Origin of the sequence: Flavobacterium pygoscelis (assembly GCF_023162025.1) — a bacterium.
Taxonomy (GTDB): Bacteria; Bacteroidota; Bacteroidia; order Flavobacteriales; family Flavobacteriaceae; genus Flavobacterium; species Flavobacterium pygoscelis.
Genome location: NZ_JALNUB010000004.1, coordinates 405504 through 418468 on the forward strand (window position 1 = coordinate 405504; position 12965 = coordinate 418468).

The 12965-nt window shown below is 31.5% G+C and carries 7 protein-coding genes; 1 reads left to right on the top strand and 6 read right to left on the bottom strand.

Going from position 1 to position 12965, the window contains the following annotated elements; genetic code table 11:
* Positions 1-63 precede the first annotated feature (63 nt).
* The 5 genes from MW871_RS08505 to MW871_RS08525 form a co-directional block, all read right to left on the bottom strand.
* Positions 64-933: an ABC transporter permease gene (locus MW871_RS08505; RefSeq protein ID WP_248428249.1), complete on the bottom strand. Its 870-nt coding sequence runs from the start codon at positions 931-933 to the stop codon at positions 64-66.
* 237 nt (positions 934-1170) lie between these two features.
* Positions 1171-2604 carry a RagB/SusD family nutrient uptake outer membrane protein gene (locus MW871_RS08510; RefSeq protein WP_188049569.1) on the bottom strand — a complete coding sequence of 478 codons (1434 nt, stop codon included), beginning with the start codon at positions 2602-2604 and terminating at the stop codon, positions 1171-1173.
* An 18-nt stretch (positions 2605-2622) separates the two neighbouring features.
* Complete coding sequence (locus MW871_RS08515) at positions 2623-5760, bottom strand: SusC/RagA family TonB-linked outer membrane protein (protein WP_248428250.1); 3138 nt, start codon at positions 5758-5760, stop codon at positions 2623-2625.
* 709 nt (positions 5761-6469) lie between these two features.
* Positions 6470-7912, bottom strand: a complete 1443-nt coding sequence (locus MW871_RS08520; RefSeq protein ID WP_248428251.1) for a SusD/RagB family nutrient-binding outer membrane lipoprotein — start codon at positions 7910-7912, stop codon at positions 6470-6472.
* A gap of 17 nt (positions 7913-7929) precedes the next feature.
* Complete coding sequence (locus MW871_RS08525) at positions 7930-11112, bottom strand: SusC/RagA family TonB-linked outer membrane protein (protein ID WP_188049567.1); 3183 nt, start codon at positions 11110-11112, stop codon at positions 7930-7932.
* Positions 11113-11488: 376 nt separating this feature from the next.
* Between MW871_RS08525 and MW871_RS08530 the strand changes: the two genes are divergently transcribed.
* Positions 11489-12148, top strand: a complete 660-nt coding sequence (locus MW871_RS08530) for a ribonuclease HII (RefSeq protein ID WP_248428252.1) — start codon at positions 11489-11491, stop codon at positions 12146-12148.
* 63 nt (positions 12149-12211) lie between these two features.
* Here the strand turns inward: MW871_RS08530 and lipB are convergent, their stop codons facing one another.
* Positions 12212-12910, bottom strand: a complete 699-nt coding sequence (lipB, locus tag MW871_RS08535; RefSeq protein WP_248428253.1) for a lipoyl(octanoyl) transferase LipB — start codon at positions 12908-12910, stop codon at positions 12212-12214.
* Positions 12911-12965 lie beyond the last annotated feature (55 nt).

Here is a 12965-nt window from a genome sequence, read left to right on the forward strand (position 1 = left end):
AAACGTTACTTTTATTTTAAAAAAAACCTATCATTATGTCTTAAACAGTACATCTTAAAAAGATTATACTGTATCTATAAAGTTCTTTTCAGTTCTATTAAAAATTAAAATTCCTACTAGAAATAAACTTATTGTTACCACAGTTGTATAACTTAGTCCTATAACAGAAACTTCACCCACATTTAACAGCATGTATCGGGTACTTTCAATAACATAAGCTAAAGGATTGTATTGTACCAGCCAAGCATAATGAGGTATTTTTTCTTTAATCAATGCCAGAGGGTACATCACTGCAGATACATACATGAGCAATTGTACTCCAAAACCTATTAGATAACTAAAATCCCTGTATTTGGTAACCAATGAAGAAATAACCATTCCCAAACCTAACCCTAATATACCCATTAAAACTATTAGAAAAGGAAAAAATACAATAGCAGGGTTAAAATGTAAAGCAGCACCTTGAAAATAATAAAGGAGATAGAAAACAATAAAAATAAAAAATTGAATTCCGAATTTAATTAGATTAGAAATTACAATTGAAAGCGGAACAATTAGTCGCGGAAAATAGACTTTTCCAAAAATACCTGCGTTGCTACCAAAGGTATTAGACGTTCCGTTTAGACAGGCCGTAAAATAATTCCATATCGTTATTCCTGCTAAGTTAAATAAAAACGGAGGAACACTGCCTGTGCTTATTCCTGCTAAATTATTGAATATAATCGTAAAAGTAATTGAGGTAAATAACGGCTGAATCAGATACCAAAGCGGCCCTAAAACGGTTTGTTTGTACATAGTTACCACATCTCTTTTGACAAAAAGAAACAATAAATCTCGATACTGCCAAACTTCCTTTAAATTAAGTGTGAAAAATTTATTTTTTGGCGTTATCTCAAACAACCAATCGTTATTTTTCTTTTCTGAATGATTCATTTATTTATGCTATAATCTATTACTAAAGTCTGTCTTAAGATAAACTAATTTTTCAACATTTCACATTAACTGGTTAGTATAAAAATGTTATTAGACAAAAAATATAAATTTAGTAGACAAAAAAAATAGTGTAAAGGTAAATCATAAAAACGTATAAATAAAAAAAGCACCCAGTTATTAAACTGGATGCTCTTTCAACTAATTCTAAAACTTAATAATCAATATAATTTTATTTTATTAGTCATTAGGAAGACATAATTTATTATATAAAAGCTCATTTAATGGTATTGGCCATATGTACTGAGAATCTGTTGTAGCTACAGATGGAGCACCACCCTTTGCAGGGAAATTTTGTGCTAATCTCATAATATCTGGAGATCTAAAACCTTCACCTAGTAATTCAATCCTTCTTTCTATTGCAATTTGATTTAATAAATCTTGAAAAGTCGCAAAAGACGCCGCCGTAAATATAGTAGTAGCATCTGATCTACCTCTTACTGCGTTCAATAATTGAATAGCTCTTGCATCAACTGTTTTATTATCTCTTACAATCGCCTCTGAAAGATTTAAAAGTACTTCAGCATAACGAATTACAGCAACAAAATCAGGATCTGAAGCATTTTTAGTCCATTTATTCAAATACGTTTTTCCTGAATTCACGACATTTAAAGCTTTTCGTGCATCAGTAGACTTCCAACCAGCATTTGAAAGGATTCCTGTAGGAAGCAAGGAATATTCGCCAGTACCAACAGTTGGATTGTAATAACTAACTAATGAATTTTGCGTTCCAGGAATATCTGTAGGACTATAAGCAAATGAAAACATATTCTCAGTGGTTAATGCAGGAGTAGCAAAAACAGCACCTATAGTAGGAGCTAATTTATTTGAAACTCCGGTAATAGAAGAGAAAGGCGCTGACATTGTAACTATTTTATTAGCTTCAGCAATAACCTTATCATATTTATTCATACTTAAATATACTCTAGTTTTTAATGCAATAGCAGTATTTTTATGCGCTCTAGTAGTATTGTCATAGGCATTCGCATTAGTCAACTGTAAATTTGCCTCAGCGTAATCTAAATCAATTATGATTTGGTCATAAACAGCGGCAACTGATGCACGAGCTAAATCACTACTTCCGCTATTTGTTTCGGGTTTTAAACGCAACGGTATTCCCGGTTTTGAACCATTACCATCCCAATAAGGTCTAGCGTACAAAGTAAGCATAGAATAATAAGACAAAGCTCTTAAAAATGATGCTTCAGCTTTATACTGAACTTTTAATGATGCTGGAATAGGAGCTCCTTCTAAACCCGCAATAACAACATTACATCTATTAATGGCTAAGTATCCAGCGTACCATAAATTATTAACTTCGTTAGTGCTAGATTGTAAACCAAAATTCCATGTAAATAAGTTGGTAACACCATTAGATCTATCATTATTAAACTCTTCCCCACGCACGTCTTGATAATTAAAATATCTTCCGCCATAAAATTGTCCTGTTTTGACACCACCATACATACCCAAAACCTGCTGTAAAGCTCTATCTGGTGTTTCAAATGCAGTAACGTCGCTAATTCTTGTTTGATTGACAGGTGACAAAGCATCTGTGTCGGTACAAGAAGATATTGCTATTGAGGCAATAAGTAATAAATATATTTTTTTCATTATTTCTTTTCTTTAAAATTATAAACTTAGATTTAAACCAAATGAAAACGTTCTAGCAATAGGTGCTGAATTTCTATCAACACTTGGCGAACCATTTGAATTTCCGTTTGTCGAAATTTCTGGATCAAATCCTGAATAATTAGTAAATGTAAAGGCATTCTGCACACTTAAATAGAATCTTAAGTTAGAAAGTTGAACTCTATCTAATAGACTCTTAGGCAAGCTATATCCAAAAGCAATATTTCTAACTTTCACGAAATCACCTTTCTCTAGATTATCTGAAATAGGCATAGAAGAACCATTTGAAATATTATCACCAAAAACAATTTTAGGAATATCTGTTACATCTCCTGGGTTTCTCCAACGATTTAGAACATCAGCCGAGTTATTCCAAACTCTCTGATCATGCAATCCAGCTTTTGTACCATTATACACATAGTTCCCTCCAGAGAAATACAAAGAAACATTTAAATCAAATCCTTTATACATAAATGTATTTGAAAAACCACCGTAATACTTAGGTAATGCTGGCCCTAAAACAACTGCATCTGCTGCTTGATTAGCCGCACGAGTAACAGATCCATCACTTACTTTAGTCCATCTTGAAGCTACTGGAGACGCATGATCGTACTGAACCGCTGTACCATCTCTATAATAAAAAATTCTTCTTCCGTTAGCAGGATTTACTCCTCCCGTTTTCACAATATAAAAGTTTCCAATAGACTCATTTACTCTAGTGATACTTGTGTTTTCTAAAGCAGTAGCAGTAATAATATCAGAATCATTAGCATCTAAAGATAAAACTCGGTTTTTTTGAGTCGAAATATTAAAACTTGTATTCCATTTAAAATCACCATTAGACAAAACTTTTGCGTTTAAAGTCAACTCATAACCTGTATTACTCATACTTCCAACGTTAGCCAAAATTGAGCTATCTGGAATTCCTGTAGAAGAGGCTTGTGGAACACTTAAAATCAATCCATCAATATTATTTTTGTAATAGCCTAATTCTCCTGTAATACGATCATTAAACAATCCAAAATTCAAACCAAAATCTGTTTTTTTACTTGTTTCCCAAGTTAAATTTTTATTTCCCGCTTGAGCATAAAAAAGTGTTGGATTTGTTCCGTTTAGACCTGCATTAAAGAAACTACTTGAAGCATAACTAGCAATTCCTTGATTATTTCCTACAAGTCCATAACTAGCTCTCAATTTGAACTGATTTAATACATTACCAATGGCAGAATTTTTAAAGAAATCCTCTTCAGAAACCGTCCAACCTAAAGATCCACCATAAAAATTACCCCATTTATTTCCTGGTGCAAAAGCAGAATAACCATCTCTTCTCCCGTTTATAGAAAAGTAATATTTTTTATCATAATCGTAATTAACACGTCCAAAATACGACTCAAGATAATTTTCAATCAATAAGTTACCCGCAGGAACTATTGTACTATAACCTCCTTGGTATTCATTAAAAAAAGGATCAGAAACCGTTTTTCTTGTAGCTCCCCAAGCATCTGTTTTAGAATATTGTCTTTCAGTACCTAATAAAGCACTAAAATTATTTTTTTCAGCCAAAGTAAGATTGTAATCTAATATATTTTGAATTGATTTTCTAGTATATCTATTCATGGTATTACTTGCTGTACCTTTATCAGTAAATCCGTCTCCTTGAAGTGGCCCTAAGAAATCTTTATTCTCGATAATTAAATTATCAATACCATACAAAGATTTAAAATTAAGCCCTTTAGCTATTTTTAATCCTATATAAAAATTAGAAATAATATGATCATTTTGAGCAATAAAAGTATTTGTATCGGTCAAGTATTTAGCATTAACATATTGTAACGCCGTTAAATTATTTCCATAACCTATCTGGTTTCCTCTTAAATTATAGGTTCCATCATTATTGAATGGTCCCACGTTTGGAGCTTGAACAAATGCTAACCTTGCTGCACCAGAAGCAGCAAAAGCAGCACCGTTTGCAGAACCCGTGTTTAAGCCATTGGTTTTAGCATTCGTGTAACTAAAGGTACCACCAATATTAATCCAACTATTTACTTTTTGATCTAATGTGAAACGACCTGTTTGTCTTCTAAAGTCATTATTAATAAACATTCCTTCTTGCTCTAATTGACCTGCTGATAAGAAATATTTAGTATTTTCAGTAGCACCAGAGATACTAAGGTTATGATTGAAAGCAACACCAGTTCTGTAAGCATAATCATACCAATTGGTATCTACAAGATTACCATTAGCATCTTTCATAGTATAAAAACCTCTTGTAGTACCATTTGCTGGTGTTCCAAAATTAGCTAGACCTTCATTTTTAATTTCAGTAAATTCATTTGCGTTTAAAAGTGGAATTAAATTGTAAGCACTTGTAAAACTAACAGAAGAGTCAAAGTTTATAGAAACTTTCCCTAATTTTCCTTTTTTAGTTGTTATCAAAATAACACCTGCAGCTGCTCTTGAACCATATATTGCAGCAGATGAAGCATCTTTCAAAACCTCTACACTTTCAATATCAGCTTGATTAATATCTGACAATGGATTATTGGCAGCATTACTTTGATTTAAATTGTCTCCATTCCAAGAAGGAACTCCGTCTATTACAATTAAAGGGTAAGAACTCAAATTAATAGAATTTATACCTCTAATACGTATTACTGCTTGATTTCCTAAAACACCGTTAGGAGAAGATGCATTAACACCAGATGCAGCTCCTGATAATGATTGATCAAAACTTTGAACAGGAATGTTTTTAATTTTGTCACCACCAATCTTAGAAATAGCGCCATTTACATCTCTTTTCTTTTGCGTTCCATATCCAACTACAACAACTTCATCTAAATCCTGCGAATCAGATTTCAACTTTACGTTTATCGTATTAGAAGCACCAACAGTTACAGATGAGCTATTCATACCGATAAACGAAAATTGCAGTACTTCTCCAACTTTAGCCTTTATGGAATAACTACCATTAAAATCAGTCTGAACTGATCTATTAGTTCCTTTTACAATTACATTTGCGCCTGGTACAGGACCAGAAACATCTGAAACAACACCCGTTACAGTTTTCTCTTGTGCAAAAGCTAACTGCATAGATAACGCTATCAATAGCGTGTAGATCCATTTAAATTTTAATCTCATTTTTTTGTTTGGTTTAGTTAATTATTCAGCAAACATCTTAATAAATTGTTAAATAAACTATTATTAACATAAAATATTAAATTATTTAACATTAATAAAAACTAGAGTTCAGCAAATACAAGACTTAACATTAAATAGAAAAAATTATTATTCTATAAGATCTATTAATTAATGACTAAAACACAATGAAAAATTAACAATAAAAAATTAAGATCAAATAAGTTGGAATACTTCAATATAATTTGTTTGTAAAAAAATACTATTAAAAAATATAAAATTAAAACAAAACATATTAAGAGTTTTACAAAATTGAAGTTCAGATCAAATGTAAAACTTCAAATTAGATTAGGATTAGGTAAAATATTAATACAAACTAAAAATTGATTTCAAAAAAAAGGCCGTCCATTTCTGGATAGCCTTTTTAAAAGATAACTGAATAATTAAATTAGTAGCCTTTATTCTGAATAGTATTAGAATTTGCATTTTTATCTCTTAATGGGATAAGAAAACTTGAAACCATAATAAATAATTATTGATACTCTTAACAACTTCTAAAGTATTAATAACACATCGCCAAAATTATTTATTTAACCAACAATAAGAAAAAGTATGCTAAATAAAAATACAATTACTCACAATCCGCAAAATTAAAAAAACCCGACTACATAAAGTAATCGGGTTTTTATTATTTTTGATTTTAAAGAAAAACTTATCTTGTTCCTCCTGCCCACCAAACATCTTCTGAATATACATATGATCCATCTCCAAAGGCAGCTTTTACTTTAGGATTTGTTGAAACATCTGAAGTACCATAACCAAACCTTTTTGGGAAAAATAGAGGTTTTGGATTAACTAAAGGAAGTAAGTCAGCGTTATTCATAGCTTTTAAACGTCTTACATCATTGTAAGCTTCAATACCTTCATTTTCATAAAAAGATATTTGTTTTTCCACCATAATTCTTTTTAAAAGATCATTTCCAGTTAAAACAGGAATTGTTGCAATGTAAGCATCTGCTTGTGCAGATGTAAATCTTACCACTTGTTCTTTAAGATACGCTGCTTTTATTGCAAGTTTCAAAGTATTTAATGCATTTAAATCTTGACCTAATCTCGCTTGAGCTTCTGCTTTCAAAAACAACAACTCATGGTAGCTTAATAAATATATAGGATTTTTATCACTTATCAATGCTGAAATAGAATAAATTTTAACAGCATTTACTTCATTCAAGATAGAATTATTAAAAGTTTTAACCACTCCAGCTTTTTTAGTAAAATAACCATCTGCTCTAGCGTCTAATGGACCGTTTGCATTTACTCTATCATAAAAACTTTTAGATACTGCTAAGTAACTTCTATCAGTTTCAAATCTTGAATATGGATTAGGAATGAAATTACTAACCAATTTAAGCTCTTCATTCGCCGAAGCAAAAGAAGCATCTACATAATTAATAACACTAGGATAATCAGCCTTTTTTAAAGACAAACGCATTGTATATCTAGCTAACAAACCATTAGCAGCTTTTTTCCACTTTGCTGCATTTCCTGCATATATTAAATCTTGAACACCTAAACTTGGATAAGTTGTGGTTTTCTCTAAATTTGAAATACCATCGTTAAGCGTTTTAAAGATTTCCTTATAAACATCTTCTTGCTTATCTAATTTAGGCTGAAGAATTTCTTTAGGTCTTAAAGCTTCTGAATTAGGAATATCACCAAACAAATCTGTTAATACAGCTAAATTATATGCATATAAGATCTGAGCTATTCCTAATGTTGTATAATTACCAGATTCTGCACCACCTACAGAACATTTAGAGATAATACCCTTCAAAGTACTCAATTGTCTATAGCTACTATTCCAGTTATTATTATAAGTAGATGCTAGTTGCGGTTGTCCGTCTCTGTTTTGTGCATCATACAATTGTCCAAAGACACCTGCATTCAATTCACTATAAACTCCAGCATAGAAAGAGTAATCTGAACCTGTTACATCAAAAGCTGTAGCAGTAATTACATCGGTAATAACTAATCTTGTTGGTACCGTTAATGGGTTGTTTTTGTTAGTATTTATTTCATCCATTTTGTCTTCTGAACAAGATTGAAATAAAAACAAACCTATAAAACCCGTTAATACAATTTTTATATTTTTCATTTTAAATATTTTATAAATTAGAATGTAAGATTTAAAGAGAATCCTATACTTTTTGCTTGAGGTATTGATAAACGCTCAAATCCACCACTGATATTATTATTTCCTTGAGATGCCTCAGGATCAATATTAGGTAATTTTGACCAAAGCAATATATTTCTAGCAAAAACACTAGTTCTTAATTCTACAGCTTCACTAAGTAATTTTGGAAATGTATATCCTAAATTTATTTCTCTTAATTTAACAAAACTAGCATCATAAACACTTGATTCGTGTATACTACTCAAACGGTTGTATAAGTTTTGTTGTCCATTAGGATTAGTTGCTCCTCCTAAGACGATATCATTTTTAGATCCATCAGCTTTAACTCCTGGATAAACATATCCTTTTTCTCTATCACCAGTAGCAACATCAACACCGTAAAGTGCCATAAGACTGTTAGAACCACTATAAATATTTCCACCATTCTTCCAATCAAAAGTAGCTCCTAAAGAAACTCTTTTATATCTAAATTGTGTAGAACCGCCTAAATTAAATTTAGGTGCAACTTCTCCAATAGCTTTAGCTTCACCAATCATTGGAAGACCATCAGTACCAACAATTACATTACCACCATTGTCTCTTTTAAAACTTTCTCCATAAATAACAGGAAATCTACTTCCAACACTAGCTCTAATCTGAGGAGTTACAAAACCACCTAAGAATATGCTCTCAACACCAGGAGCTAATTCATCAACATATGAGTCAATTTTTGAGAAATTTGCACTTAAATTCCATTCAAAATCTTTAGTTCTAACTGGACTAGCAGTCAACAAAATTTCATGAGCATCAGTATGAATTTTTCCACCATTTGTAACAAATGAAGCAGAACCTGTAGAACCCGCTAAAGGAACTGCAAAAATCTGATCCTTAACATCTTGCCTAGAATAAGTATATTCTAAACCGATACGGTTGTTAAAAAATTTAAAATCAAAACCTAATTCATAAGAACGAGTATTTTGTGCTTTTAAATTTGGATCATACAATGTTGTATTAGGAATAAATGAACTTACATCACCAATAGGATATTGTATTGGTGCTTGTCCCCAAAATCCACCACCATAAGTAGGTTTTGCATAAAAATCTTGTAAATAAGTACCTGCTTGTCCAACTTCAGCTACAGATCCCCTAAGTTTTGCAAAAGATAAAAAACTATTTTGTTTCAAACCTTCTAATTCAGTTAACACTACAGAAAGTGAAGCTGATGGGTATAAGAAATCTCTGTTACCACGTGGCATTGTCGAAACAAAATCTTCACGAATAGTTCCATTTAAAAATAAGAAGTTTCTAAAAGAAAGCTCAGTACTTCCAAAAAAACCAACATTTCTTTGCTGTGATCTGTCCTCTGATGAAGTCACAATTCTAGCATTAGAAATAGTAGCAAAACCACCAAGGTTAAAGCCTGATCCGTAATCGCTGTATCCTTTATTATTTTTATGATTATACTCGTTCCCTACAAGAACGTTAAGATTAAAATCTTCTGCAAAAACCATATTATAATTAACAGTAAATAAAGAGTTAATAACGTCAGATGTAATTCCGTACAAACTGATATTACTACTAGTACCTTTTAAATCGTGTTTACTACCAAATTCAAAAACATCTCTAAAATTAGTAGTGTAAGAATCCAAGCCAATTTGATATTTAAATGTCAATTTTTTTGATCCATCTGAACTTATTGTAGGTGCATATTGAATATTTGCGTTACCGTAAAAACGATTAGTTTTTTCGCTGAATTCATTATATTTAGCAGCCCAATAAGGATTGTTAAACGCTCCAGTTCTATAATAAACTTGATCATATTGATTAGTTGCAGCTTCGAAACCGATACCTTTTATATCATAACTTCTTGGAGCTCCAAAAACACCTGCTAATACTCCATCATTAGCTGAAGGACTTTTATCAATTTTTGTTTGAACATAGTTAAAAGATGCACCTGTTTTCCAATGGTCATTCAACTTAGTCTCAATTACTCCTTTTACAGTATAACGATTCATTCCTGTACCAGGCATAAATCCATCTTGCTTAGAAGACCCAACTCCAAATGAATAATTTGTTTTTTCTGTAGACTGACCTATGTTTATAGAGTTATTTATAGTAACACCAGTTGTAAAATAATCATTTATATTATTATATGATTTTGGAGCAACCCATGGATCTAAACCAGCTTTCAAACGTTGCGGAACATAATATAAACCTGGTCTAAGTGTACCACCGTTTAAAGCATTTGGAACATTTCCTCCATAAATTGGATCATTAGGTAATTCTGAAATTTTCGGCCCCCAACTTAGAGAGTTTGTAGGCTCATATTTACCTTGTGTACCTTGAGCGTATATATTTTGAGTTTCTGGCTTTTTAGAAATAGTTTCAAAACTAACTGAGTTATTAAACGAAATAACTGGTTTTCCGTTTTTAGCTAAACCTTTTCCACTTCTAGTTGTAATAACAACAACACCATTAGAGGCTCTAATACCATAAATTGCAGCAGCAGCTTGCCCTTTTAATATAGAAATAGACTCTATATCTGCAGGATCTATATCTACTGCACGATTTGCAACATCAGCACCAGTTACACTATTACCTGTAGAATAATCTGATGTAGAAGCTACTGGCATTCCATCAATTACATACAAAGGTGTATTGTTTCCTGTAAAAGATCTAGCTCCTCTAATTACGATTTGTGAAGAAGCACCTGGCGCTCCACTTGAAGGTGTAATTTGAACTCCTGCTAATTTTCCTTGTAAAGCTCCCGCTAAACTATTATTAGAAGCCTTGTTCAAATCTGCTGCCTTAACTTCTTGCACAGCATATCCAACAGCTTTAGCACTTTTTTTAATTCCTAAAGCAGTTACAACAACTTCTTCTAAAACATTACCGGCATCTTTCATTTTAACATTCATTATAGATGCATCTATAACTTTAGTTACCGGGTCCATGCCTACAAACGAAAATAATAGTGTTTCACCAAATTTCGCTTTAATTGAAAAGTTACCAGTAAAATCAGTCTGAACTGATCTATTTGTACCTTTCACGATAACGTTTACACCAGGAATAGGTCCCGTTGCATCTGAAACAACTCCCGCAATAGTTTTCTCTTGTGCAAAAGAAAACTGCATAGACAACGCTAATAATAGCGTAAAAATCCATTTGAATTTTAATCTCATTTTAATTTATTTGAATTAGTTATGTTACAAAAATGCTAATTTTTTCTTAAATATTATAGATTCATGCTCTATGAAAAAAATATTTAACATTATTGAGATAATAACATAATTTTAATCAAAATACCTTGTCAAAAAATCAGTATTTTAGGTTTAAAAAAACATAAAATGTAAAAAAAAAATTATAAAAATTTTATGAAAACCTCAATAATGACTCAATCTGACGTTAACAATCAGTTAAAAAAATGTAAATTATACTTTTCTTATAAAGTTTAATTTTTAGGCATGTGAAAAAATTGAATAATGAAAGATTAAAATGATAATTTTTCTTCATTAAATTCCTCAAAACTTACTTTATTTGTAATAAAATACAACAATTATGCTACATCCTTATTTTTTTACCCAAAATCTTGAAGCAGGAACTGATGAAGCCGGTCGTGGCTGTCTTGCCGGACCAGTTACGGCTGCCGCAATAGTCTTACCGAATGATTTCAAAAATGAAATACTAAATGACAGTAAAAAGTTATCTGAGAAAACCAGAAGTCAATTACGCCCTTTAATAGAGCAACAAGCCCTAACGTTTGCGGTAACTCATCTCGAGCCTTTAGAAATAGACCATATAAACATATTGAATGCTTCTATAAAAGCAATGCAGCAAAGTGTATTACAATTGAATCCAAAACCAGAATATGTAATTGTAGATGGCAACACTCCTTTTATCAGGAAAAAAGGATTTGTAAAAACAAACGGAAAAATATTCAGCGAATCAGAGATTAAAATATTAACTGCTATACCAAGCACTAGCATTGTCAAAGGAGATTCAAAATACATGAGTATTGCTGCTGCATCCGTTTTAGCAAAAACCTATCGTGATGAATACATGGATAAAATACATGAGGAGTACCCAATGTATAATTGGAAAAAGAATAAAGGCTACCCTACTAAAGAACATAGAGAAGCCATTAGAAAGTATGGAATAACGAAATACCACAGAATGACATTCAAGTTGCTTCCAGAGCAATTAAAATTTGAATTATGATTTTTATTTTTTTGTTATTTTTAAACAAAAAAAACATAATTGCATTCCAATTGATTGATTTTATTACACAAATTTTGCTTCAAATAATTCATTGAAGTGTTTCAAGACTTTTTGTTTCACTTCTTCTTCATTTACTTTTTCAACACCAAGTTCTACATTTAAAGAAGTAACTGCTTTACCACGAATCCCACATGGAATAATATTATCAAAATATCCAAGATCGGCATTAACATTCAAAGCAAATCCATGCATGGTCACCCATCGTGAGGCACGGACACCCATAGCACAAATTTTCCTAGCAAACGGAGTTCCCACACCTAGCCAAACTCCAGTCTCTCCTTCACTGCGTCCTGAAGAAATTCCATATTCCTGAAGCGTTAAAATAATAGCTTCTTCTAAAAAACGCAAATATTTATGAATATCGGTAAAAAAGTTTTCTAAATCCAGAATAGGATAACCTACAATTTGACCAGGACCGTGATAAGTAATATCGCCACCTCTATTAATTTTATAAAAAGTAGCCCCTTTAGCAGCTAGTTGTTTCTCAGATAATAATAAATTACTTAAATCTCCACTTTTCCCTAATGTATAAACATGCGGATGTTCTACAAACAAAAAATAATTGGGTGTTGCTAAATCAAGTTCCTCTCTTCTATTTCTAATTTTGAGATCGACAATTTCTTTAAAGAGCTGTTCTTGGTATTCCCAAGTGGCTTTATAATCCTTATTTCCTAAATCTTGAAGTTGTATCGTTTTATTCATTTGTGATTACAGAGAAAAATTAATCAATTTAGTTTCTGTCATTGGTGAGTGACAA

Bases quoted from the DNA above. Each gene is read 5' to 3' on its own strand.
- lipB (WP_248428253.1), bottom strand. From the start codon at position 12,910: ATGAATAAAACGATACAACTTCAAGATTTAGGAAATAAGGATTATAAA.
- MW871_RS08505 (WP_248428249.1), bottom strand. From the start codon at position 933: ATGAATCATTCAGAAAAGAAAAATAACGATTGGTTGTTTGAGATAACG.
- MW871_RS08525 (WP_188049567.1), bottom strand. From the start codon at position 11,112: ATGAGATTAAAATTCAAATGGATTTTTACGCTATTATTAGCGTTGTCT.
- MW871_RS08520 (WP_248428251.1), bottom strand. From the start codon at position 7,912: ATGAAAAATATAAAAATTGTATTAACGGGTTTTATAGGTTTGTTTTTA.
- MW871_RS08510 (WP_188049569.1), bottom strand. From the start codon at position 2,604: ATGAAAAAAATATATTTATTACTTATTGCCTCAATAGCAATATCTTCT.
- MW871_RS08515 (WP_248428250.1), bottom strand. From the start codon at position 5,760: ATGAGATTAAAATTTAAATGGATCTACACGCTATTGATAGCGTTATCT.
- MW871_RS08530 (WP_248428252.1), top strand. From the start codon at position 11,489: ATGCTACATCCTTATTTTTTTACCCAAAATCTTGAAGCAGGAACTGAT.